Here is a 23,826-nt window from a genome sequence, read left to right on the forward strand (position 1 = left end):
ATGGTCTGGGACACGGCCCACAGGGCATGTCCCCCATGTACTCACTGTCCGTCGGCCCTTGTCGTCCGGGCATGGGCCGGTCGGGGTCGTGACCAGGGCCGATTGGCCCCTCCCCATGGCCTTGTCCGCCTCCCGGCCCCGGATCGCCACTGCAGCAGTCGGCTCGTCGCCACAGACGTTGTGCCAGTAGTCGAGCACCGACAGCCCTTACGGCTGTGGCGCAGCGGGTGGGCGCGGTGACGACATGGCGTCCCTCTAGGTTGGCCTCGCGGAGGCCGGTTGTTCGATACCGGCCTGGTGAGGACGGCGTCAGCATGTCGGAGTCCGAGCATGAGCTGGCCTACTTCGCCCGCCAGGCTTCTCCTGCTGGCCACCGACTTCAGTCCGGTGGGTCTGGAACAGCTTCGTGAGGGCGCCGCCCAAGGCGTGGCCGGGTGGGTCTCCACGGCGGTTCACGACGTTCGCAAGCCCCTGCCGCTCCCTGACGCCTCGGTGGATGGCGTGTTCGCGCACATGCTGCTCTGGATGGCACTGTCCACCCAGGAGACCCTGGTCGCCGAGGTGCGACGTCACTACGCCCGGGCGGAGCCTTCGTCTACACCGTCCGCCACACCGGGGACGGCGGCCGTACGCCGGTCGGGCACGGACGTCTCAGTGATCACGTACGGCGGCTCCCTGCCGAAGGCCCGGGCAGCCGCGGAAACCCTTGCCGGGGACGGCATCAGCGCGGAGGTCGTGGACCTCCGTGCCCTGCGCCCCCTCGACGACGCCACCGTCATGGCATCCATCGGTGGAACCCACCGGGACGTGATCGTCGACGAGGCATCGCGCAGCGGCAGCCTGGCCGCGGGATCTCGTCCCGCATCACCGAGCAGGCGTTCTACGAGCCCGACGCCCCTGTGCACCGCGTGGGCACGGTCGGTACACACCTCGTCGAACCGGGTACCACCGTGCCGGTCGGCACACGGATGGCCGTCATCGACTCGGGGGCCGAGCCTCCTGCCCCTGCCCCTGCCCCTGCCCCTGCCCCTGCGAAGGGGACGGTCCCGACCTCCGAACTGCAAGCCGCTCCCGGACACACCACCCAACCGCGACATCCCCCACTACTACTTGCCGACGACGATCGACCTGGCCGTCGCGATGGTGTGGATGCGCCAACGGAACGCGAGCAGGCCCGTGGCGGAACGGCTCGTGCCGGCGGCCCTGCCGCTCCGGTTGCCCCGGGAGCACGCCAAGTGCCCGAACTGAACGGCTACCGGAAGGATTCGCCCACCTCCGTGAAGTAGCGGGGGCTGGTCGGCCCCATAGGGGGCCACTCGGCCCCTCCTCGGTCGTCGCGCCGCAGGCGACGCTGGAAGAGGACCGCGGCCCCGCGCCGCCCGAGGAGGTTCTGACCATGAAGCACCATGTGACCGTCGGCGTGGACGGCTCTCCAGAGAGCCGGGTCGCGGCCCGTTGGGGCGCCCAGGAGGCGGCCTTGCGGAAAGTGCCGCTGAGGCTCGCCCACGCTGTCGACTGGCTGATCAGTCCTGCGGTACCGGGGCCGGGCAGCGAAGCGGCCGACCGTTGGTCCGACGAGGCGCTCACCGAGGCATTGGAGGACGTTCGAGGTCGGCATCCCGGGCTGGAGGTGTCGACGCGATGCCTCTCTGGCAGGCCGGCGGCAGCCCTGGCCGCCGAGGCGGCGGACGCCGGGCTGCTCGTACTCGGCTCCCGCGGGGTGGGAGGCATGGTCGGATTCCTCATCGGCTCGGTGGGCTTGTCGACGCTGGTGGCCACCGAGACGCCGGTGGTGCTCGTACGCGTGTCGGACGCACCCGAGGAGGCCGAGCCCACCCGGTACGGGCAGATCGTCCTGGGTGTCGACATCCACGAGGCAGCGGACAAGGTTTTGGCCTTTGCCTTCGAGGAAGCCGACCGTCGCGGCTGCGCCCTGCGTGTGGTCCACGGCTGGAAGATGCCCTCCATCTACCAGTACGCGCCCTTCTTCGACCCGGAGAACGAGCGGGAGGTGGGCCGGAGTGTCACCGTGATGCTCGACGACGTGCTGATGCCGTGGCGACACAAGTTCCCGTCCTTGTGCGTCACCCACGAGGCGTTCATGGGGCCCGCCGGCGACCAGCTCGTCCGAGCCGCAGCGAGCGCGGACCTCGTCGTGGTGGGCCGCCATCTGCGCCGCTCCCCGCTGGGGGCGCACCTGGGCTCCGTGGCCCATGCGGTCCTGCACCACGCCACCGCCCCCGTCGCGGTCATCGCCCACGACTGACGGCCCCAATCACAAGGAGATCGGACCATGTCTCATCGCACCGTCGCAGACGTCATGACCCGGAACGTGGCCACGGCGAGCCCCGAAGCCTCCCTCAAAATGGTCGCCCGGAGCCTTGACGACAACGGGGTCTCGGCCCTGCCCGTCGTGGACACCCGTCACCACCCGATCGGCATCGTCTCCGAGGCCGACCTCCTCCGCAGGCAAGCCGGCCTGCCCGATACCGAAGGGCGCGACCCCCTGCACACCGCGGCGCCCATGGACCGTGCCTCCATGGACGCCCGGACCGCCGGCGATCTGATGTCCACCCCCGTGCTGACCGCCCGGCCGGGGTGGAGCATCGTCGAGACGGCCCGCTTCCTGCGCGAGCGGGGCGTGAAGCGTCTGCCGGTGGTCGATGAAACCGGAACCCTGGTCGGCATCGTCAGCCGTACCGACCTGTTGCGGCCCATGCTCCGTCGCGACGACGCCATCCGCGATGAAATCGTCGACGACGTGCTGGGCCGGACGCTCAGGATGACACCCGGCGGCGTTGAGGTGACCGTACGCGATGGGGCCGTCTCCCTGAGCGGCCAGGTCGAGGACCGGTCCACCATTCCGGTCCTGGAACGACTGTGCCAGTCGGTCGACGGGGTCGTCAGCGTGGACCAAGCCCTCGGCTGCGCGGTCGACGACCTGTCTCCGGTTGCCGGCCCTCGCCATGCCACGCATTGACCCCCGCGACAAGGGCGAAGGGTACGCCCGTCCGGACGTATCAGGACTCCGCTTCTGGAGGCATCATGAAGCAGCTTCGCGCCATCGAGGACGTGATGACGCATGCCGTCATCTCCGTAGACCGCAGAACACCGTTCAAGGACATCGTGAAGGCCATGCGGCAGTGGCGGATCAGCGCCCTGCCCGTCCTGTCGGAGGAAGGTCGGGTCGCCGGCGTGGTGTCCGAAGCGGATCTCCTGCTCAAGGCCCAGGGCGCGGACGAGTCCCGCGCTGTCACCGCCGGGGAGCTGATGACCGTACCGGCGGTCACCGTGACCAAGGACGCCACCATCCCCGGCGCCGCACGTCTGATGGCCCGCGGCCACCTCAAGCGGCTCCCCGTCGTCGACGGCGACGGCCGCCTCGTCGGCATGGTCAGCCGGGGCGACCTCCTCAAGATCTACCTCCGCCCCGACGCGGACATCGCCGAAGAGCTCCGCCGGCTGATCATGGCCGAGCTCATCCCCGCCGGCTCCGCCATGGTGCAGGTACATGTGGCCGACGGCATCGTCCACCTGGACGGCTCCATCCCGGACCCGGCTCTGAAGGACGTGCTGGTGCGCGTCGCACGCACCGTACCCGGGGTCGTGGACGTCACGGCCGTGCGCCTCGACACCGAAGTCCGCGCGTGAGGGAGGCCGACCATGAGGCACCGCAGCGTCGCCGACCTGATGACTCCGACAGCTGTCAGCGTCCAGAGGGGCACCCCGTTCAAGGAAATCGCAAGACTCCTGAAGGAGTTCGACATCTCCGCCGTGCCCGTGGTGGATGAGGCCGAGCGTCCCGTGGGTGTCGTCTCCGAAGCCGACCTGCTCCGCGGCCGCAGCTCCGGCAGCGGCGCGAACACCGCCGCCGCTCTCATGACCAGCCCCGCCGTCACCGCCCGGACCGAATGGAGCGTCGTTCGCGCGGCGCGCGTCATGCGGGGGCGCCAGGTCAAGAGACTGCCTGTGGTGGACGCCGGCGGCCGGCTGATCGGCATCCTGAGCCGCAGTGACCTGCTTCAGCTCTTCCTGCGCAGGGACCACGCCATTCAGGAGGAAATCCTCGAGGACGTGCTGACCCACACCCTCGGGCTCAGCCCGTCGTCGCTGACCGTCGAGGTCACTGACGGGCTGGTGACTCTCAGCGGCACCGTCGGCCGACGCGGCCTGGTCCCCATCGTGCTGCGCCTGTGCCAGAGCGTCGACGGCGTCGTGGACGTGGTCAACCGGCTCGACTACGAGCAGGACGACGTGTCGGTCGGCGCTGGGCCGGCCACGGAGCGGTAGGAGAAGAGCATGAAGCATCGGGAAGTCCGCGAGCTCATGACCCGCGAGGTCGTCACCGTCCTCAACAACGCTCCGTTCAAGGAGATCGCCCGCACCCTGACGGAACACAAGGTGTCGGCCGTCCCTGTCGTCGACCCTGCCGGCCGTCCACTCGGCGTGATCTCGGAACGGGACCTGCTGCCGAAATCGGCAGGCCAAGGAGACTACTTCCGGTCACTGCCCGAACGGGAGGCATGGCAGGAGGACAAAGCCGCGGGGACGCGCGCCGAGGAGCTGATGTCCTCGCCCCCCGTGTGTGCCCGGCCGGACTGGACCGTCGCCGAAGCGGCCAGGTTGATGGAAGCCCAAGGAGTCAAGCGGCTCCTCGTTGTGGACGACTCCGACGCACTGGTCGGTATCGTCAGCCGACGAGACCTGCTGCGGATCTTCCTCCGGGACGACGAGGACATCCGTCACGAGATCATGAGTGACGTGCTCGACCTCAGCCTGCGCCAGAGCCCCTCGGCGATCACCGTGGCCGTCACCGACGGCCGGGTCGAACTGCACGGAACCGTCGACTACAGGAGCCTCATCCCGCTCATCGAACGCCTCTGCCGGACCGTGGACGGCGTGGTCTCCGTCACCTCACGCCTCGGATACACCATCGACGACACGACCTCAGCCTGAAGAAGCCGCCGATCCGCCTCGACACGGGCGGGGACGAACGACCTGACCCATGTGGACCCCTGCCGGGAGAAGCCATCATGCACGATCGAATCGTCGTCGGCCTCGACGGATCCGCGGAAAGCCTCGCGGCGGCCCACTGGGCGGCGCGAGAGGCCGTCCTGCACGGCGTGCCGCTCCACCTCGTCCACGCCGAGGAATGGTCGTCGCCGCGCGACCGCCCGGTGCCGACGAGCGAAGTGCGCCGCCACTGGGCCCAGGCGCTGCTGAACGAGACCGCCGACGAACTGCGTGCGAGCCACACCGAACTGGACGTCGACATCCGGTCACTCGACGGCAGACCGGCCGCCGAGCTCGCCGGCGTCGCGGCCGGCGCGAACATGATCGTCCTGGGGCCCTGGCAGGACAAGTACCCCGATGTCGGCGTCATTTCGCGCGCGAGCGCCGGGCATGCTGCTACCGAGCTCGTCGAGAGGTCCTCCGGAGCAGGTCTCATCGTCGTCGGCCGCCGCCTCCGACGGTCCTCGATCGGCGCGCACATCGGACCGGTCACGCACTCGGCCCTCCACCACGCCAAGGCTCCCGTCGCCGTCATCGCGCACGAATAGCGGCGCAAGACGAGGCGGTGGCCCCGTGCAGACGGTCGTCGGGCCCACAGACCGGCAGGGCGCCGACGTCCAGTTCGCTCATCCGCCGGGCCGCATCCATGAGCGTCTCGGTCTCGTGTTCGCAGGTGGCTGCGCTGTGATGGCTGCCTCCCCACGCGCGTATCCCTGGCCGTCTCCAGTCTGGGCTCGGGCCCAGCGCCCGAGCTCGTCGACGCGAGTTCATGGGGGGCGTGGCTTCTCCGCGCCGTGGGACAGCCCAAGGCCTTCCGAGCTCTGGCCGGACACCGGGCCGGCCAGCGGACCATCCGACGTGACCGGCCCTGTTTGATCAAGGCCGCAGACCTCTCGTCCCGTCCGCCGCACCACAGACAGGGCCGGTCGGTCCCACGAGGGGCCGACCGGCCCCTCAACAGGAGGCCGTCGGGCAGTCAGGCTGAAGTGAGCGGGAGAAGCGCCGCCCCATGAAGAAGGAGATGGAGACCATGGCGAACCGAGTGACCGTCGGACTCGACGGGTCCCCGGAAAGTACGGCGGCGGCCCGCTGGGCAGCCCATGAAGCCGAGCTCCGCGGTGCCTCCCTGGACCTGGTCCACGCAGAGGAATGGCTGGAGAATCCTCCCCTTCCCGTCACGACCACCGAGGACCGTCGGCTGTGGGCCGAGGCCGTCCTCCGCGACACCGCCGACGGCGTGCGCCGCGTGCATCCGTCGTTGAAGGTCGGCACCCGCCGGGTGAGCGGGCTGCCTTCCCTGGCCCTCACTCACGCCGCCGAGGACTCCGACATGCTCGTACTCGGCTCGCGCGCACTCGGCAGCGTCTCCGGGTTCCTCGTCGGATCCACCGGCTCCGCCACCGTCGCCGAGGCCGCGCGCCCCGTCGTGCTGGTCCGCTCGGTGGACCGCGCGGGCAATCCGCCGGACGGTGCCCGCGACCGTGGGCCCATCGTGGTCGGCGTGAACATCCACCAGCCCTGTGACGAGCTGCTCGCCTTCGCTTTCGAGGAGGCGTCCCACCGCCACTGCCCGCTCGTGATCATCCACGGCTGGTCGCCACCGCCCATCCTCAGCTACGCACCGGCTCTCGACCCGGGGATCCAGCAGGAAATGGCCAACGGCATCACCACCACGATGGGCGAGATCATCCGCCCCTGGCGCGAGAAGTACCCTTCGCTTCAGGTCGACTCCCGAGCCACCATCGGCCAGCCGGCGATTCAGATCCTCGACGCGGCCTCCACTGCCGCCCTCATCGTCGTCGGCCGCCGTATCCGCCACGCCGCATTCGGCACTCACATCGGCCCCGTCACACATGCCGTGATGCACCACGCGGTCTCGCCGGTCGCCGTCATCGCCCACGAGTGAGGCCCACCGCACAGGCAGGAAAGTCTCATGACCGCATCGCTTCCGACCCCGGCAGAGATTGTTCCGCTCATCGAGGATGCTGTCACGGCTCCGTCGATGCACAACGCCCAGCCGTGGAAGTTCCTCTACCGACCGGCCTCCGGTCTCATCGAGCTGTACGGCGACCCGGGGCGTGCCATGCCCCGTGCCGACCCGGACCACCGCGCCCTCCACCTGGGCTGCGCCGCCGCGTTGTTCAACCTACGGGTGTCCGCGGCCTCGGCAGGCTGGGGCACAGACGTACGGTTGCTGCCCGGCTCGGACGATCCGTGGCTGCTGGCCGCTGCCAACCTGCGGGAACCCGGGCCGACGGACTGGGATCTCGGAACCCTGCACCCAGCCGTACGGCGACGTCACACCAGCCGATTTCCTTTCGCCGAGGACGAGATCCCTCCGGCAGTGTTGGACGGGCTGCGAGCCGCCGCTCTTCTCGAAGGGTGTCGCCTGGCCGTGCCGGACGCTTGGCACACCGACACCGTGCTGGGCCTGGTACACGACTCCGAGCATCGCGAGGAGATGGATCCCTCACTGACGGCAGAAACGATGGCGTGGACACATGCCGGCACACCGGACGAGCAGACGCGTCCTGACGGCATCCCCGTGAACGCCTTCGGTCCGAAGCACGCGGGTCGAGGTGGAGTCGTGCGCGACTTCGGTCGCTCCCGACGCGTTCCGGGGCGCGGGTGGGCCGCCTTCGAGCAGAACCCGCACATCGTGCTGCTGGGTACTTCGGGTGACGGGCCCGAGGACTGGCTACGAGCAGGACAGGCCCTGCAGCGGGTTCTCCTTCAGGCCACCGCCGACGGGCTGGTCACATCCATGACCTCGCAGCCGCTCGAATGGCCCGAGCTCCGCTGGACGGTGCGCGATCCGGGCTCGACGATGGCTCACGTGCAGATGGTGATCCGGCTCGGCTACGGACCGCAGGGTCCGGTGACGCCCCGGCGCCCCGTTGCCGAAGTCCTGGACATCCGATGATTCCGGAGATCAAGCCGTCGCCAGGACGTTGGTCGCGGCGAGCGCGCCTCTGCACGCGGCGTCGCCATGCTCCTTGATCCGGCTCCATGTAGGTGCGGCGGAAGACCGGGGCCTGGCCGGAGCCGTACGGGCGTACGGCCGCCATCGCCTGGATGACCGCCGCCTCCAGCAGGCCGCCGGTGTCGATGGGGACGGCCTCTTCCCACGGCGGCTCCGTCAGGTAGGTGACTGGAAGGCGGTGAGGTGTCCGGCCGGCCGAAGCCCTGTAGTCCCGATCCCGCCGGTATCCGTGCAGTGACCGTAAGCGGTACTCGATGAAGCACCTGTGCCAACGCGTCGAGCTACGGCCGCATGTCATCCGAGGAGCACCTGAACCCTCCCCGCAGCGCGCGGGAGGCCGTCCCTCCAGGGCGTGATCAGTGGGTGCGTTCGATGTCCAGTTCCAGGAAGTGGGCCGAACACGAGATGCACGGGTCGTGGTTGCGGACGGCCCGTTCACACAGCCCGGTGAGCTCCGCTTCGGAGCCCTCACCCCGATCGAGCCCGGCTTGGACCAGCCGGCGCAGGTCCTCCTCGATGGCGCCCTGGTTCTGGGCGGTCGGCGGAACGATGCAGGCGTCCGTAACACGCCCCCCGTCGTCGAACGCGTAGCGGTGGTAGAGCAAGCCGCGTGGCGCCTCCGTGGCACCGTGCCCCGTACCGGATCGGGCCGGCACCTCCACGTACGGCCTGGCCGGACGCTCGTACTCCGCGATGATCCGCAAAGCCTCCTCCACCGCGTACAGGACTTCCACCGCTCGGACGAGGATGCTTCGGTACGGGTTCCTGCAGACCTCTCCCCGCCCGGCACCCGCGCGCGACGGGGGGACGCCCAGCCCGGCCTCCCGTGCCGCTTCCAGAGCCAGCGGGGACAGGAGGTGGCCGCTGACCGCCCAGCGTGCGAGGGAGCCGGTGAGATGCCTTCGGCCGTCCAACCGGGAGTGGAGGGCGGTGGAGTGGGACACCTGCTCCTCGGCCACGTGGTCGGCGAAGTCACGCAGGGCGAAGCCGTACGGCGGGAGCGTCTCGTCGTACGGGAGCACGGAGGGGACTCCGGACTCGATGGCGTAGGTACCGGTCTCGGCGAGGGCGAGCAGGTCGGCGGTGCACTCAGCGTCCGGGAATTCGAAGCCGGCGACCCAGCGCACCGTGTCCCAGGCGTCGTCGAGGGTGGTGCGCAGCCGTTCTTCCAAGGGGCGGAGTTCGGCGCGGGTCGGGGCGCGGTGGAAGCCGCCGATCCGGACGTTGACGGGGTGGATGGCCCGGCCCCCAAGCAGTTCGACCACGGCGTTCCCGGTCTGCTTCAGGCGCAGTCCGCGCTTGACGTGCTCCGGATGGGAGCGGGACAGCCCGATCACGTCGTCTTCGCCGAGGAAGTCCGGTGCGTGCAGCATGTGGATGTGCAACGTCTGGCTCTCGATCCATTCGCCGCAGTACAGCAGGCGGCGCAGGGCGGCCAGTTGTCCGTCGACGACAACGCCGCACGCGTCCTCGATGGCACGGCAGGCACTCATCTGGTAGGCGACGGGGCAGATCCCGCAGATGCGGGAGGTGAGATCGGGTGGCTCCGTGTGGGTTCTGCCCCGGAGGAAGGCTTCGAAGAACCGCGGCGGCTCGTAGATCTTGAGCCGCGCTTCGGTGACCGTGCCGTCGTGGATCCTCAGGTGCAGCGCGGTCTCACCCTCGACACGGGCGAGTGAGGGGATGCGCAGCTCCTGGTATCGGGGCGTGGAATTGCTCATCCCGGTCCTTCAGCGTCGCTCACGCCGGGCTGTCCTTGCTCCTCCACGGCGGTGAAGGCGGTCACGTTGAAGGTGTGCAGGAACCTGCCGATGTCCTCCTCGCTCATCCCGTCGCGCTGCATGAGCGGGACCAGCGCGGGAAGGTTCGTGGTTCCGGCCGGACCGAAGCAGCCGTAGCAGCCGCGCCCGTACGTCGGGCACAGGGCCCCGCAGCCCGCGTGGGTGACGGGGCCGAGGCAGGGTGTGCCGTGGGCGACGGTGACACAGACGTTGCCGCGCCGTTTGCAGGCGAAGCAGACGCTGTGGTTCGGGATGGCGGGCTTGCGTCCGGCGAGGAACGCGGTGATGACCTCGACGAGCTGACCGCGGTCGATGGGGCAGCCGCGCAGTTCGAAGTCGACGGGTACGTGGGCCGAGACCGGCGTGGAGGTCGCGAGGGTCTCGATGTAGTCGGGGCGGGCGTAGACGGTCGCCAGGTACCCCTCGACATCGGCGTAGTTGCGCAGCGCCTGCACGCCGCCCGCCGTGGCGCAGGCCCCGATGGTGACGAGGTGGCGGGCTTCGGCGCGGATGCGCCGGATGCGCTCCACGTGCTCGGGTGTGCTGACCGACCCTTCGACGAGCACGAGGTCGTACGGGCCGGGCGCGGCTTCGCTGGAAGCCTCCAGGAAGTGGGCGATCTCCAGTTCGGCGGCGATGCCGAGCAGTTCGTCCTCGCAGTCGAGCAGGGTGAGCTGGCAGCCGTCGCAGGAGGCGAACTTGAACACGCCGAGGCGGGGGCGGGCAGGGGGCTGGGGTGTGGTGGGGGTGCTCATCTCACAGTTCCCGGACGGTGAGCAGGGGCTCGGCCTGGTCGTAGCCGACGACCGGGCCGTCGCGGCAGAGCAGCAGGGGTCCGAGCTGGCAGTGTCCACAGTGGCCGGTGGCACAGCGCATGTTGCGTTCGAGGGAGACCCGGATGCGGTCGGGACGTACCCCTTGGTGGATCAGCGCGCGTGCGGTCGCGCGCATCATCACCTCAGGACCGCAGACGAAGGCGACCGTGTCCGAAGGTGTGAACCGGGCCTCGCGAAGCAGTGTGGTGACGACCCCGACCCGGCCGGTCCAGCCGCCGGAAGGCCGGTCGACCGTAACGGCACCGAACGGCTTTCCCCAGGCGGGGAACTCGTCCCCGTACAGCAGATCGGCGGGGGTCCGAGCGCCCGCGAGGACGTTCAGCCGCCCGAACGCCCGGGGCTCGGCCAGAACGGCGTCGACGAGGGGACGGAGCGGAGCGAGCCCGATGCCTCCGGCGATGACGAGCAGGTCGTTGCCGTGAGCGGCAGCCGCGTCCCAGGCGGTACCGAAGGGGCCGCGCACGCCGACCCATCCGCCGATCCGCAGGCCGCACAGTGCGCGGGAGACGGCGCCGACGGCGCGGACCGTGTGCGTCAGCCGGTGCCCGTCCGCGAGCCGGGACACGGACACCGGGATCTCGCCGACACCGAACGCGTACAGCATCGCGAACTGGCCGGGCGCGAAAGGGTTCAGGGCGTCCCCGGCGGGCTCCAGTACGAGCGTGACCGTGTCGTGCGTCTCGTCGCGGCGGTCCACCACGAGGTAGGAGAGGGGTGTGGGCGTCATGGCACCGGGCCGCTCCCCTGCGGTCCGTACAGGTCGAGCAGCCGGGTGCGGGTGGCTCGAAGCCGGTCGCCGATGGTCTCGGCAACGACGGTGACCAGCGACAGGCCCAGCGCCGTGTCCCCGGCGCACAGGTCATGGACGGCGGCGGCATCGAATTCCCAGGCGCGGACGGGGTCCCGGGTCTCGGCCGCGAGGTGCCACTGCCGCGGCGGGCACAGCCATGACCAACCGAGCAGGCTGCCCGCACCGATGGTCTCGACCACCACTCGCCCCCGGCCGGGCATGTGGACATCGAGCGCGACCGTGCCCGAGCGGATGATCCAGAAGCGGTCGGCCTTCTCCCCTTCCTCGAAGATCCGCGTGCCGCCCGGAAGGGCGACTTCACGGGCGAGGGACATCGGTTTCCCGCGGTTCTCCGCCGTCAGGGCGGCTAACACCCCCTCGCCGGGAGGCTCGCCCGGACGGGAGGTCACGGCGTACTCTCCCGCTGCGTGGCCTCCTGGTGCAGGGCGTGGGCTTCCTCGGTGAGGTCGATGCCCGTGGGACACCAGACGATGCACCGGCCGCAGCCGACACATCCGGAACTGTCGAACTGGTCGTGCCAGGTACCCAGCTTGTGGGTGAGCCACTGGCGGTATCGGCTGCGCGGGGTGGACCGGACCGGGCCGCCGTGGAGGAGCGAGAAGTCCAGGTCGTAGCAGGAGTCCCAGAGGCGCCAGCGCTCGGCGTGATCGCCGGTCAGGTCGGTCACGTCCTCCGTGGTGGTGCAGAAGCAGGTGGGGCAGACCATGGTGCAGTTGCCGCAGCTGAGGCACCGGGCGGTGACGTCGTCCCAGCGCTCCGCCTCCAGGTTGTCCCGCATCAGCGTGCGCAGATCCACCAGCGGCATGGAGCGGCCCATGCGTTCGGCGGCGGCGCTCACGGCCTCGGCCGCGGCCTCCCGCGTGGGGTCATCGGCGCTCCGGCTCGGTAGTTCCGCGAGGACCGCGGCTCCCTCCTCGCTCCCGCTCCGGCACAGGAAGCGGTGGCCCGCATCGTCCACGACCTCGGTGAGGGCGAGGTCGTACCCGGCGTCGACGGCCGGCCCGCTCCCCATCGAGACACAGAAGCACGTGGCACCCGGCTCGGTGCACTCGGCCGCGATCAGGAAGGCACCCGTGCGCCGGGACAGGTAGGCGGGGTCCCGGTACCTGCCTCCGCTCATCACCCGGTCCAGGATCTGAATGGCACGCAGATCGCAGGGCCGCACGCCGAGGAATGCGTATGAAACGCTCTCCTGCTTCTCCTCGCGGACGACCGGCTCACCGTCCGGGCCGCGATCCGCCGACCACTGACGGACGCGCTGCGGATGCAGGAACGACTTCCACGACTGGGGTCCCGCACTGTGTGCGAAGGCCGCCCCGTCCTCGCGGCGGTGGAGCCGGTACCGACCCGCTTCCAACTCGACCCCCCACCCGTAGGGAAGCGCATCGGCGGAGTCCAGCTCGTCGAGGACGATCGCACCGTCGCGCACGGTCGGGCCGATCACCGTGCGGCCGCGCCGCTTCAGGACACGCACCAGCGCGGCCAGACCGTCGCGGTCGAGAACCGCCTCGGCCTGGTGGCGGCCGAGGACGGCTCCGGCATCCGAAGCGTCGGTCATGGTCCACCTCTCGGTCTCCACGTGCCTAGATCCGGCAGCATGTCAGACCTGCGGGCTCCCGGGTTCGAAGCTGGTCCGGCGAGTTCTCCGGCTGTACTGCCGGACGTCCTCCTCGATGCGCCGGGCCAGAAGCGGCAGGGCGGCCGCCACCGCCGGGGTGAGCCCCGTGCCCAGCGAGCGGTCCGCTCCCTCGACCGCGTACACGATGAGCCGGCCGGGACCGCGCCCGAGACTGTCGGCGAGGCCCAATGCCTCGGCGAGCCCCAGCCCGTGGGTGCTCTGCCTGCCTGCGGCAGCCGGGTGCGGCATCTCGCCCGGGGCCACACACCACCGGTGTGTCCGCCCGGGCTGCGGCGCAGGTGGGAAGCAGGCGTCGATGACGAGCGTGAGGGCCTTGTCCTCCCAGAGGGCCATCAGGCGGCCGGGGTCTCCGTCGCTCTGGGCGAGCTCAGTGCCGGAGAGGAGGGGTCGCCGTGCTTCCCGTTCGCACAACAACGCGATGGTGGCCCACCCCACCCCGTCGTCGTGCCGGAACTCGTTGCCGATCCCGATGACCGCCGTACCGGCGAGCGGCTTCATGGGTACCCGCTTCCCTCTTCGGGCGTCTCCAGACACAGCCTGCCCTACTCGCGGGACGGGGTCCTGCGCCATGGGGCAAACGGCGCACGGCGCAGGACCGAGTGATGGATGGACGGGGCCCGAGGCCCTGAGACCGATCCTGGGACAGGCAGCCATGGAAAGGGACCGTTCGGCACTGGCCCCGTTCAGCGGGCACCCGATTTGCGCGGTGTCGACGCCGCGGCGGAGAAACGGGCTGACGGTCGAGGGTGTCGTCCACGCCGGAAGGCTCACGGCAGGGCGTGGTCAACGGTGCCCGTGGTCGTATGCGAACGCGGCGAGAGCTTGCCTGGTCGTGCCCTGGGTGTGCAGGAAGCGCTCGTCCAGGATGGTGGCGAGGTCGTCCAGGGCGGAACGCAACACCGTGGAGGCGAGCCGGACATCCCGGTGTCCGGCTCGCGAAGCCTCATCGGCGATGTCGAGGGCGTAGCCGATCTGGTGGGCGAGGGAGGTCCGGTCGTCGCCGTCGTGGAAGTAGTAGGACTCCGCGTACTGGAGGAGGTCGACCGCCGCCACGGACAGCGCTGTGGCCAGGCTGTCCAGCATCGCGGCCCCGGCCTGGGAGTCGATGTGTTCCTTCGAGGGATGGGTACGGGAGAGGTGGGAGAGGCGCAATGCCAGCGCCCTGCGGCGTGCCAAAGCCGGATAGATGCCGAGGATCCAGGAGACCGTCGCGGTCAGAAGGGAGAACCCGACCAGCGCCTCCAGGGGTGCGAGGAGGCGCAACCACCCCTCGGCGGGTGCGACGTCGCCGAGGCCGAGCGTGGAGAGCGTGACCAGCGAGACGTAGGTCGCGTCCAGCAGGCTCGCATGGTCGTCGGGCTGCAACCCGGTCGCGTACACGAACGCCTCGGGCATGTGAGGCCAGTAGATCAGAGCCCAGCCCGCCGCCACGGTCAGGGCCCACAGGGCAACGACGGACACCATGGCGAGCGGGCCTGCCAGGCCGGCTGCTGTCCGGCGGGTGCCCAGGACGGACGACAGCCGCCACAGTGTGGTCATGACGAGGCGGCTCAGCCCGCCGTGACGGGTCGGGTGCCACAGCGTGTGGAACACGTCCCGCAGGATCAGCAGGACCAGGGCCGCGCCCGTGACCGTCACCAGCCAATCCATCCGGCACCCCTCTTCCACCGCGTTTCGCCCAGGTTCGCGCACCTCCGTAGCCGCTGATCGCAGCCCACGCCGTCGCCAGGTGTCAGAAGCAGGGCCGGGACTCACCCGGCCGCGGAAGTCGGCCGAGGTTCCGGCCCCAGGCGGAACCCTGTGACGAGTTCGGCCCGGATGCGCAGGACGCCGGCCATCGGCTGGTGCGTCCACGGGTCGAGGAGCGCCTCAAGCCGTTCGGCGTCGTTGCGGTTCTCGACGAGCTCGGCGTAGCCGATCACCACGACACTCCAGCCGAGATGCGTGTGGGGCTCGATGGCGTCGGCTTCGTAGGCGAGGACGATGCCGGGTGTGCCTGGTTTCGCCACCAGCGACGCGCGTGAAGCGCCTTCGTCGAGCCGGATGATCACGTCCTCTCCCTCGACCACGTGGTTCACCGGTCGGATGGCCGGCAGCGCCTGGTGGGTGAAGACGATGCGGCCCAGCGGCACGGTGCCCAGGAGCCGCAGCGCTTCAGAGCGGTCCAGCTGCTCGGTGGACCGCATCGGGTGCAGTACGGGGCCGTGGTCCGGCCTCCAGGCAGTTTCGTGATCCATCACACGGCCCTCCGCTCTGGCCGCATCGTGTCGGTCTCGGCTTCACCCAGCGTTCTTGCCTCCTCGCGCGCCGTGCCAGGGCCGAACGGTCCCCTGTCCCGCGGAATCGGGGGCCGGTCGGCCCATGCCCGGCTCCGCTGGAGCCGCCCAGAATTGAATCGGAATCGACCGGAGGCCGCCATGAGGACCACTCCCCCTACGAAGATCGCCGGCGCGTTGCCGGCTGAGCACCGTTCCCGGCTGATGGACATCGCACGGGAGGTCAACTTCCCCGAGAGCGCGCGCCTCTTCAACGAGGGCGGCCGGGCGGACAGGTTCTGGATCGTCCGAACCGGCATCGTCGCCCTGGACGTGCATGTGCCCGGCAGACAGCCGGCAGTGATCGAAAGGCTCGGACCGGGCGAACTCGTGGGGTGCTCGTGGATGCTGCAGCCCAGTGCCTGGAGACTGGGCGCGGTGGCCACGACGCCGGTGCGCACGTACGAATTCGACGCCGCCGGGGTGCGCACGATGATGGATACCGACCCTGCTTTCGGCTCCGCGATGGGCCACTGGGTCGCGCAGGTGCTCGCGCACCGGCTGCACGCCGCCCGTATCCGGCTGCTCGACCTCTATGCCCCGCACGGCAGTGGCAGCTATCTCTGACGGCCGGTGTCCCGCACCTGAACCCCCAGCAGTGAGGAGGGCGTCATGCCCGCGTCCCGGTACACCGTCAGCGACGTCATGACCCATACGGCCGTGGCCATCGGCCGTGAGGCTTCGTACAAGGAGATCGTCGAGCTGATGGACCAGTGGAAGGTCAGCGCCGTTCCCGTCCTGGAGGGCGAGGGGCGTGTCGTCGGGGTGGTCTCCGAGGCGGATCTCCTGCCGAAGGAGGAGTTCCGGCAGGACGACCCCCGGCTTCCCGATCAGCTGGAAGAGGCTTCCAAGGCGGGGGGTGTGCTGGCCGAGGAGCTGATGTCGAGCCCTGCCGTGACCGTACACCCCGACGCCACCCTCGCCGAGGCTGCCCAGATCATGGCCCGCAAGCACGTGAAGCGCCTCCCCGTGGTGAACGGCGTGGGCATGCTGGAGGGGGTCGTGAGCCGGAGCGACCTGCTCAAGGTGTTCCTGCGCACCGACGAGGAGATCGAGGAGGAGATCCGCGACGCGGTTCTCGCCGAGCTCGCTCCCCCGGTCCATCTCCACGCATCGGTGAAGGACGGCGTCGTCACCCTGCGCGGATCGCTCCGTGACCGCGCCTTGGTGCCGCTGGCGGCCCGCGCCATCCGTGCCGTGGAAGGCGTGGTGGACGTACGGATGGAGCTGGAAGGGCGGCCCGCCGGAGCTGCCTGAACCCTCCACCGCCCCGCTGGCTGGGACGCACCACAAGGTGCGCCCGCCCGCTCCCCTGAGACAATGCGTACGGCAAGACGTACGCACAGCCGATCGACTACAGGGGCGTACATGTCCGACGCACCGGCAGCCTCCGCCGAGGCCCCCATCCGGGTCTTCCTCCTCGATGACCACGAGGTCGTACGCCGCGGCCTGTACGACCTGCTGGACGCGGAGCCGGACATTGAGGTCGTCGGCGAGGCCTCCACCGCCGAGCAGGCGCTGGCCCGCGGGCCGGCGCTGCGCCCTGACGTCGCCGTGCTCGACGTCCGGCTGCCCGACGGCGACGGGATCACCGTGTGCCGTGAGCTGCGCTCACGCATGCCGGATCTCGCCTGCTTGATGCTGACCTCGTTCGATGACGAGGACGCGCTGCTCGATGCGATCATGGCCGGTGCGGCCGGCTACGTCCTCAAGCAGATCAAGGGGTCGGACCTGGTCTCGGCCGTACGGACCGTGGCGACCGGGCAGTCGATGCTGGACCCGGCGACGACCTCTCGGCTGATGCACTCGCTGAGGGACCCGGAGACCACCAAGGACCCAGAGGACGACCGGCTGGCCACGCTCTCCGAGCGGGAGCGTTCCGTGCTCGAACTGATCGGCGCGGGCCTCACGAACGCGCAGATCGCCAAGCGGCTCTACCTGTCCGAGAAGACGGTCAAGAACCACATCTCACGGTTGCTGGGGAAGCTGGGGGTGGAGCGCCGGGTGCAGGCCGCCGTCATCGCCGCGCAGGTCCACGAGCACGAGCACCAGCCGGAGCACGGCAAGGGCCGGAGCTGAGTGCCGACGGGATCCTCACCCGGAGGGTGGGAAGTCGCCTCCATCCAGCGGTACCCGCCATTGCAGTTTCGTGCCCCGGCCGTTCGGCCCGGGCGCCGAGACGGAGAGTTCGCCACCCAGCCGTTCGGCCCGCTCGGCGAGATTGCGAAGCCCGCTGCGATGGCCTCCCTTCGCCACTCCCACTCCGTCGTCGGTGACCAGTACGGTCAGTACGCCCTCGACAGCCGAGAGGGACACCTCTGCCCGGCCTGCCTGTGCATGCCGGGCCACGTTGGTGAGTGCCTCGCCGATCACGGCGAGCGCCTCGTCCGCGGTCTTGAGGGGCACGTCGGTGTCGATCAGGCCCTCCATCCGCAAGGCCGGGGCGAAGCCGAGTGCCTGGGCGGCCCCCTCCACGGCTTGGACGGCGCGGAGCCGCAGCTTCGGCGTCACTCCGGGTGCCTCGTGCTCACGGAGTCCGAAGATCGTCGAGCGAATGATCTTGATGGTGGCGTCCAGGTCGTCGATCGCCCGGGCGAGTCGTTCCGAGGCTTCCGGGTGCTCGACGAAGCGTTGGGCGCTCTGCAGGGTCATGCCGGTGGCGAAGAGCCGCTGGATGGCAAGGTCGTGCAGGTCACGGGCGATGCGGTCGTGGTCCTCTAGCATGCTCATCTGCTCGGCGTCCCGGCGCCGGTCGGCGAGCTCCAGGGCCAGGGCAGCCTGGCCGGCGAAGCCGGGCAGGGCTGCGATCTCGGCGCGGGCGAACGCCGGGCGGCCGCGTCTACGGGCAAGGATGAGGACACCGCTCAGCTTTTCCTTGGTGCCGACCGTGACGGCGACGGCTCGACCGAAGCCCGTCCATCGTTCCGTCTGCACCGTGATCCGGTCGTCGGTCCCCACATCGGCAACAGTGATCAGCCCGTCCTCCTCACCGAGGGCGGCAGCGGCCAGGGTTCCCGCACTGCTGGGCAGCACGATGCCGCGATGCGCCTCGGCGCCCTCACCCAGGGCCAGCGAGCCGCGCAGCTCCCCGCCCTGGCCCACGAGGTAGAAGACACCGATGTCGGCTCCCGTGATGTCGCGGGCCCGCTCCAGCATCCCCTCCAATACCTCCGTCTCGGCCAGGCCGGAGAGCAGAGCGCTGGTGAAGTCGGAGCTGGCGGTCAGCCAGCGCTCCCGGAGCCGTACCTCTTCGAAGAGGCGGGCGTTCTCGATGGCGATGCCGGCTGCCACCGCCAGCGTGGACAGGACCGCCTCGTCCTCCTCGTCGAAGTCGATGCCGCCGCGCTTCTCGGTCATGTACAGGTTGCCGAACACGTCATCGCGGACCCGGATGGGGACGCCGAGGAAGGAGTGCATCGGGGGGTGGTGGGCCGGGAACCCGTAGGAGGCGGGGTGACCGGACAACTCGGACAGCCGAAGGGTCTCGGGGTGGCGGATGAGTTCGCCGAGGATGCCGTGGCCGGAGGGCAGGTCGCCGATCTCGGCCCGGAGGTCGTCGCTGATGCCGACGGGGAGGAACTGGGCGAGCTTCTGGTCGTCGCCGATGACGCCCAGGGCTCCGTACTCCGCGTCCACCAGGACTACGGCGGCTTCGACGATGCCCCTCAGGACCTGGGGAAGGTCGAGCTCGCGGCCGACGGACATGACGGCTTCGAGTAGCCCGTTGAGCCTGTCCCTGGTGCCGCGCACTTCGTCGATGCGGACCTGGAGCTCTTCGAGCAATTCGTCCAGCCGGAGCCGCGGCACCCCCGGACGCACGGCACCCTGATCGTCCGCGCCCATGCATGACCTCCAAGCGGCGCCCACGGGGAGGCCCGTCCTGCCTCTTCACCGTATCTCCGCCCCGGCTTTCCCGCGCAGGCTGAAGGCGTCAGCCGGAGTCGTCCGCGCCGAGATGCCGAACGTGTGCGTCCGGTCCGGGGAAGAAGAGAGCCGGTGCCGTCGTCGTGGTGCAGACTGAGGCCTTCGCCGTCGCGAGCCGCTTTGCCCACCGAGGGCCCGCCCGCCACGATCTCGTCGCCCACGCGGGCGCGGGGAACGTGCTCGGACGTGTGCGCTTTCATGATCATCAGTTCCTTCGGAATGCGTGCCGTGCGAGTCGGGCTGCCGCGAAGCCGCTCACGAGGGCGGCTGATGCCAGGGCGAGACCAGGCCATCCAAGAGGTTCGGTCTCCAGAACCGACCGCAGCGGCGGAAGGTAGAGCGCTGCCGCCCCGAGGAGGGCGGAGGTGAGGACGGACAGGGGCAGGAAGAGGTTGTCCCGGGTCAGCAACCGGGTTCGCAGGCCCAGCACGACGCCGAGCTGCGCAGCGAGCAGGGACAGGAAGAGGACGCTCTGCCAGGGCAGCCCCCAGGCCCGGGCGATCATCCCGGCAGTGAGGCAGGCGGCTGTGACGACTACGGCAAGCACCACGAGGCGCTGCCAGGCGCCCGCACCGAGAATGTGCTGGCCGGGCGGCCTCGGAGGCCTGTGCATCGCCTCAGGGTCCACCGGTTCGGCGCCCATGGCCACCCCGGTCAGACCGTGGGTCAGGAGGTTGATCCACAGGATCTGGCCCGCCCTGAGCGGGAGCGGAAGGCCGAGGAGGGGTCCGATCAGCATGACCAGGATCTCGGCGGCGCCGCCGGCCAGGCCGTAGACGAGGAAGCGGCGGATGTTGTCGTAGACCCGCCGGCCCTCCTCAACGGCCGCGACCACGGTCGACAGGTCGTCGTCGGTCAGCACGAGGTCGGCAGCCTGGCGGGCGACCTCGGTGCCCCGCTGTCCCATGGCCACCCCGATGTCGGCGCGGCGCAAGGCCGGGCCGTCGTTGACGCCGTCGCCGGTCATGGCGGTGACGGCTCCCCGGGCCCGCCAGGCATCGACGATGTCCAGCTTCTGCTGTGGATCGGTCCGGGCGAAGACGCGTGCGGCGGTGAGGTCGGCCACCCGGCCTGCCGCCAGATCGGGGCCGTTGACCACGGTCCCGTCATCGGTGTCCGCGCCGGACAAGCCCACGCTGACGGCGATCGCGCGTGCCGTGGCCGGGTGGTCTCCGGTGATCAGGACCGGGGTGATGCCGGCCGCGTGGCAAGCGGCGAGAGTGGCCGCTGCCGAGGGCTTGGGCGGATCGCTGATGGCGACCAGGCCCAAGAGCCTCAGCCCCGCTTCGGCCGTCTCCGCGCTGTTCGGTTGCTCGGCGTGTTCGGCGGACGCCACGGCGAGCACCCGGTATCCGCAGGCGGCCAGGATCGCCGCCTGCTGCCGGGCGCCTGCCACCAGGTCCCTGCGGTCGGCGAGAACGGCTGTGTCCAAGACCACCTCCGGGGCACCCTTCAGACACACCAGGGCGCCGCCGGACGACAGGCGGTGGACTGTCGTCATGCGCTTGCGCCCACTGTCGAAGGGGATCTCCCACGTCCTGGGGTGGGTGCGCCTGAGAGGCTCCGGCTCGCCGCACCCGGCCTTGACTGCGGCCGGCCAGGATGCGCCCCAGCGAAGCGAGACGGTGTTGCAGGGGGGTCGGCTCCCGCCTGGTGTCGAGGAGGGCGGCGATCCGGCCGAGCGCGCTGTCGGGGCCGGTGGCCCTCACCGTCGCCACGCCCCGGCCTCGCACGACCACGGTCCCCGCGCCCACCGTCGAATCGTCCTCCTTGTCCACGGGGACGGATTCCCCGGTGAGCATGGATTCGTCGATCATGAGGGCGGACGCCTCGGTGACATCGGCGTCGGCCGCCACGATGTCACCCTCGGCAAGGAGCAGGACATCGCCGGGCACCACGGCGGCGGCGGGGACCTCGCGCGGAGCACCGTCCCGCAGGACCCGCGCCTTCGGTGCCGACATCGCGGAGAGAGCGGCCACGGCATGGTCGGCACGGGTCTCCTGCACGACGCCCACGGTCGTGTTGACGACGATCACCACGGCGATGACCACCGCGTCGGCGTGGTCGCCGATCGCGAGCGTCACTACTACCGCGCCCAGGAGCACCATGATCAGCGGATCGCGCAGCTGGGCCAGCACCCTGGCGTACAAGGGTGTCGCCGGGGCGGGCGGGATCTCGTTGCGGCCGTGCTCGGTCAGTCCGGCGTTCCGCCTCGACGTCGGTGAGGCCGGGCGGACAGGTACCTCCGCGGTGGCCGGGGTCATCGCCATGGCGGTCCTATTCGGCCGGAACCGTGATCACCGGGCAGAACGCCCGGTGCAGCAGTCCGTGGACGACGGAACCCAGGCGCATGCCGGAGTAGCCTCCGCGTCCGCGGCGGCCCACCACCACGGCCAGGGCGTGCTCGGCGGCCTCCGCGAGCTCTTCCACCGGGTGCCCGGTCGGGATCTCGTGGGAGAGCTTCACATCCGGGTATTTCTGCGACCAGCCGGCCGTGGCCTCGGACAGCATCCGCCGCTGGGCCTGCGGTGCGACCTCCTCGTCGTGAAGCAGGAAGACCGGCGGCTGCCATACCGCGATGGCGCGCAGTGCGGCGCCTCGTAGGTCGGCTTCCTCGAAGGCCAGCGCGAGCGCGGCCTTGGAGGACTCGCTGCCGTCGATGCCCACGACCAGGTAGGGCGGCTGCTGGGTGATGTGCTCGGGGTTTCCGACCACGACGACCGGGCAGTGCGCCTGGGCCGTGACCGGGACCACCGTGGAGCCGGCGCTGAAGTACTCCGCGGACCGGCTCAGGTGGCGGGATCCGAGTACGAGCATGCGGGCCTGCTTGGACAGGTGGCCGATGGCGGGGACGGGGAATCCTTCGATCAGATCGGTGGCCACGTCGGCCCCCGGGTGCCGTTCCCGCGCCCAGTCGGCGCCGGCTGCCAGGGCTTCCGAGCCCGCCTGGTGCAGGGCCGTCGTACGAGGCGTGCCGTCGACCTGCCGCTTCTGGTGCGGCGGAGGCACGGTCACGACGAGTCGGATCCCGGTCCCACGGCGGTGGGCCTCGTCCGACGCCCAGGCAAGGGGCAGGTGCCAGTCCCTGGCCGGGTCGATGCCGACGACGATCTCGCGGCGTTCGGCGGCGGCCATCACGACTCGTCTCCCTGCTTTACCGTGTGGCGCGGGATGAGCAGTACGGGGCAGTGGGAGTGGTGCACGAGGCTGTGGGTGTGCCGCCCGAGGGTGGGTCCCAGGTACGCGGACGCCCGCCGTCCGCCCATGACCAGCAGGTCGGCGTGGTGGGAGGCCTCGACCAGGACACCGGCGACGGACACGCTCTTCTCGGCGTCCGCCCGCACGGTGAGGTCCGGGAACTCCTGGCGGATCTGCTCCGTCACCGCGGTCAGGTGCCGGACGTACTCGTCGGCGATCTCCGTGACGTCGTCCATCATGGTCACCACGCTGCCGACGGACTGGAGCACGTTCCACACGTGGAGCAGCCGCAGCTCGGCCTTGCGGAGCTCGGCCTCCCGCGCCGCGTGACGGACGCAGTCCAGGTCGTGCTCGTCACGGACCCCGGCGAGCACGGTCCCGTGCTCGGCGCGATGGTTGGTTCCCCTGACGACGATGACGGGCGTCTTCGCGCCGGCCGCGACCTTCAGGCCCACGGATCCGAGCATGAGCGAGTTGAATCCGCCCAGACCCCGGTTGCCGACCACGATGGTGCCGCGAAGGCCGGCTGCCCGGTGCAGACTGGCGACGGGGTCGCCGCGGCTGAACTCTGTGGTGGCGACCAGGCCGGGGTGCTGTTCCTTGACCGCGGCGGCGGTTTCGTCGAGCAGTTCGCGGCCGGCGCCCCGGACGCGCTCGATGGTCTCTGCGAACACGTAGAGGGCCCGGCCGTCCGTGTCGGCGCCGTACACGATGTGCAGTGGACGCCTGCGGCGTTCGGCCTCTGCCGCTGCCCAGAGCGCGGCCTGACGGGCGGGCTCGGAGCCGTCGACGCCGACGATGACGGAGCCGAGTTCCGAGCCGCTGACGGTGGTGTTCATGATGTCTCCTCGCCCGGGGCCAGTGGGGGTCTGTTCTCACGCTGACACCGTGGACCCCGTCAGGAAGAGGGCCGCTCAGGACCTTCATGGGGGCCAAAGGTCCCTGCCGGGGACGGTGTGCAAGACCCCCTGATCCCCTTCGAACGCACTGGTCGGACCGGCCCCCGTCCTTGCTGTTCACGCTCCGGTGTCCAGCCACCCGGGGTACGGCTTGAGGGACTCCGGGAGGGACGGGGCACTGGCGGGCCGCATGTCACCGTAGGCGGCTCGCTTCATCTGGAGGGCGAGATCCTCCATGGCGCGAGCGACCGCGAGTTCGTCGCCGATCTCCGGGACCTCGGTGTCCTGGGGTGCGCAGCGGGCGGTGCCGTGGCCCGTGAGCCTGTTCGTGCCCGTGTCGAGCTCCAGGCGGGCCTTGGTCGTGTGGTCCTCCTCGAAGAGGTAGAGACGGACCTTCCATTCAGCGGTGTGTGACATGGCGTGCCTC

General features: G+C 70.4%; 25 protein-coding genes and 1 pseudogene. 12 read left to right on the top strand and 14 right to left on the bottom strand.

Annotated elements, in window-relative coordinates:
- Positions 1-330: 330 nt before the first annotated feature.
- The 9 genes from EES41_RS42590 to EES41_RS01155 all read left to right on the top strand — a co-directional run bounded on the left by EES41_RS42590 (position 331) and on the right by EES41_RS01155 (position 7,936).
- A complete protein-coding gene (locus EES41_RS42590; protein WP_254211245.1) occupies positions 331-1,248 on the top strand; it encodes a transketolase C-terminal domain-containing protein in 918 nt (305 codons plus the stop codon).
- Between the two features lie 148 nt (positions 1,249-1,396).
- Complete coding sequence (locus EES41_RS01115; protein ID WP_174261638.1) at positions 1,397-2,266, top strand: universal stress protein; 870 nt, start codon at positions 1,397-1,399, stop codon at positions 2,264-2,266.
- Between the two features lie 27 nt (positions 2,267-2,293).
- The gene (locus tag EES41_RS01120; protein ID WP_123074824.1) at positions 2,294-2,980 is read left to right on the top strand and encodes a CBS domain-containing protein; all 687 of its coding nucleotides are present in this window, start codon (positions 2,294-2,296) and stop codon (positions 2,978-2,980) included.
- Positions 2,981-3,045: 65 nt separating this feature from the next.
- Positions 3,046-3,651: a CBS domain-containing protein gene (locus EES41_RS01125; protein WP_164495684.1), complete on the top strand. Its 606-nt coding sequence runs from the start codon at positions 3,046-3,048 to the stop codon at positions 3,649-3,651.
- Between the two features lie 12 nt (positions 3,652-3,663).
- A complete protein-coding gene (locus EES41_RS01130) occupies positions 3,664-4,290 on the top strand; it encodes a CBS domain-containing protein (RefSeq protein ID WP_123074826.1) in 627 nt (208 codons plus the stop codon).
- A 9-nt stretch (positions 4,291-4,299) separates the two neighbouring features.
- Positions 4,300-4,956: a CBS domain-containing protein gene (locus EES41_RS01135; protein ID WP_123074828.1), complete on the top strand. Its 657-nt coding sequence runs from the start codon at positions 4,300-4,302 to the stop codon at positions 4,954-4,956.
- A gap of 77 nt (positions 4,957-5,033) precedes the next feature.
- Positions 5,034-5,561 (top strand): universal stress protein, encoded by a 528-nt coding sequence (locus EES41_RS01140; RefSeq protein WP_164495685.1) that lies wholly within the window; start codon positions 5,034-5,036, stop codon positions 5,559-5,561.
- A 482-nt stretch (positions 5,562-6,043) separates the two neighbouring features.
- Entirely contained in the window at positions 6,044-6,919 is an 876-nt protein-coding gene (locus EES41_RS01150) for a universal stress protein (protein WP_254211246.1), read from the top strand.
- A gap of 27 nt (positions 6,920-6,946) precedes the next feature.
- Complete coding sequence (locus tag EES41_RS01155) at positions 6,947-7,936, top strand: nitroreductase family protein (protein WP_123074834.1); 990 nt, start codon at positions 6,947-6,949, stop codon at positions 7,934-7,936.
- A gap of 416 nt (positions 7,937-8,352) precedes the next feature.
- Here EES41_RS01155 and EES41_RS01160 read toward each other — a convergent pair whose 3' ends face one another.
- The 8 genes from EES41_RS01160 to EES41_RS01195 form a co-directional block, all read right to left on the bottom strand.
- Positions 8,353-9,717 (bottom strand): Ni/Fe hydrogenase subunit alpha, encoded by a 1,365-nt coding sequence (locus tag EES41_RS01160; protein WP_123074836.1) that lies wholly within the window; start codon positions 9,715-9,717, stop codon positions 8,353-8,355.
- Positions 9,714-10,532, bottom strand: coding sequence for an oxidoreductase (locus EES41_RS01165; protein WP_123074837.1), 819 nt, complete (start codon positions 10,530-10,532; stop codon positions 9,714-9,716). The genes EES41_RS01160 and EES41_RS01165 overlap by 4 nt, the downstream gene beginning before the upstream one ends.
- 1 nt (position 10,533) lies before the next feature.
- On the bottom strand, positions 10,534-11,340 hold the full coding sequence (locus EES41_RS01170; RefSeq protein WP_123074839.1) for an FAD/NAD(P)-binding protein: 807 nt from the start codon (positions 11,338-11,340) through the stop codon (positions 10,534-10,536).
- Complete coding sequence (locus EES41_RS01175; protein ID WP_123074841.1) at positions 11,337-11,813, bottom strand: cyclic nucleotide-binding domain-containing protein; 477 nt, start codon at positions 11,811-11,813, stop codon at positions 11,337-11,339. The genes EES41_RS01170 and EES41_RS01175 overlap by 4 nt, the downstream gene beginning before the upstream one ends.
- Positions 11,810-12,982 (bottom strand): 4Fe-4S dicluster domain-containing protein, encoded by a 1,173-nt coding sequence (locus tag EES41_RS01180; RefSeq protein ID WP_123082176.1) that lies wholly within the window; start codon positions 12,980-12,982, stop codon positions 11,810-11,812. The genes EES41_RS01175 and EES41_RS01180 overlap by 4 nt, the downstream gene beginning before the upstream one ends.
- 42 nt (positions 12,983-13,024) lie before the next feature.
- Entirely contained in the window at positions 13,025-13,561 is a 537-nt protein-coding gene (locus EES41_RS01185) for a hydrogenase maturation protease (RefSeq protein WP_123074843.1), read from the bottom strand.
- Between the two features lie 285 nt (positions 13,562-13,846).
- Entirely contained in the window at positions 13,847-14,713 is an 867-nt protein-coding gene (locus EES41_RS01190; protein ID WP_123074845.1) for a potassium channel family protein, read from the bottom strand.
- A 101-nt stretch (positions 14,714-14,814) separates the two neighbouring features.
- On the bottom strand, positions 14,815-15,300 hold the full coding sequence (locus EES41_RS01195; RefSeq protein ID WP_123074847.1) for a pyridoxamine 5'-phosphate oxidase family protein: 486 nt from the start codon (positions 15,298-15,300) through the stop codon (positions 14,815-14,817).
- Between the two features lie 180 nt (positions 15,301-15,480).
- On the opposite strand from EES41_RS01195, the gene EES41_RS01200 reads away from it, so the two are divergent.
- The 3 genes from EES41_RS01200 to EES41_RS01210 all read left to right on the top strand — a co-directional run bounded on the left by EES41_RS01200 (position 15,481) and on the right by EES41_RS01210 (position 17,457).
- Positions 15,481-15,945, top strand: coding sequence for a Crp/Fnr family transcriptional regulator (locus EES41_RS01200; protein WP_123074849.1), 465 nt, complete (start codon positions 15,481-15,483; stop codon positions 15,943-15,945).
- A 45-nt stretch (positions 15,946-15,990) separates the two neighbouring features.
- Complete coding sequence (locus tag EES41_RS01205) at positions 15,991-16,635, top strand: CBS domain-containing protein (protein WP_123074851.1); 645 nt, start codon at positions 15,991-15,993, stop codon at positions 16,633-16,635.
- Positions 16,636-16,746: 111 nt separating this feature from the next.
- Positions 16,747-17,457 carry a response regulator transcription factor gene (locus tag EES41_RS01210; protein ID WP_123074853.1) on the top strand — a complete coding sequence of 237 codons (711 nt, stop codon included), beginning with the start codon at positions 16,747-16,749 and terminating at the stop codon, positions 17,455-17,457.
- Between the two features lie 15 nt (positions 17,458-17,472).
- On the opposite strand, the gene EES41_RS01215 is transcribed toward EES41_RS01210, so the two are convergent.
- From EES41_RS01215 to EES41_RS01235, 6 genes and pseudogenes are all read right to left on the bottom strand, one after another.
- Positions 17,473-19,221, bottom strand: coding sequence for a GAF domain-containing sensor histidine kinase (locus tag EES41_RS01215; RefSeq protein ID WP_123074855.1), 1,749 nt, complete (start codon positions 19,219-19,221; stop codon positions 17,473-17,475).
- 286 nt (positions 19,222-19,507) lie between these two features.
- Entirely contained in the window at positions 19,508-20,734 is a 1,227-nt protein-coding gene (locus tag EES41_RS42595; RefSeq protein ID WP_254211247.1) for a cation-translocating P-type ATPase, read from the bottom strand.
- A 226-nt stretch (positions 20,735-20,960) separates the two neighbouring features.
- Positions 20,961-21,572, bottom strand: a pseudogene (locus tag EES41_RS42600) (HAD-IC family P-type ATPase); the annotation flags it as partial.
- A 7-nt stretch (positions 21,573-21,579) separates the two neighbouring features.
- Positions 21,580-22,437: a universal stress protein gene (locus EES41_RS01225; RefSeq protein WP_174261640.1), complete on the bottom strand. Its 858-nt coding sequence runs from the start codon at positions 22,435-22,437 to the stop codon at positions 21,580-21,582.
- Complete coding sequence (locus EES41_RS01230; protein ID WP_123074859.1) at positions 22,437-23,339, bottom strand: universal stress protein; 903 nt, start codon at positions 23,337-23,339, stop codon at positions 22,437-22,439. The genes EES41_RS01225 and EES41_RS01230 overlap by 1 nt, the downstream gene beginning before the upstream one ends.
- Positions 23,340-23,516: 177 nt before the next feature.
- The gene (locus tag EES41_RS01235; RefSeq protein ID WP_123074861.1) at positions 23,517-23,816 is read right to left on the bottom strand and encodes a DUF1876 domain-containing protein; all 300 of its coding nucleotides are present in this window, start codon (positions 23,814-23,816) and stop codon (positions 23,517-23,519) included.
- Positions 23,817-23,826: the final 10 nt, after the last annotated feature.

Source organism: Streptomyces sp. ADI95-16, assembly GCF_003721495.1.
In the GTDB taxonomy this organism is placed as follows: domain Bacteria; phylum Actinomycetota; class Actinomycetes; order Streptomycetales; family Streptomycetaceae; genus Streptomyces; species Streptomyces goshikiensis.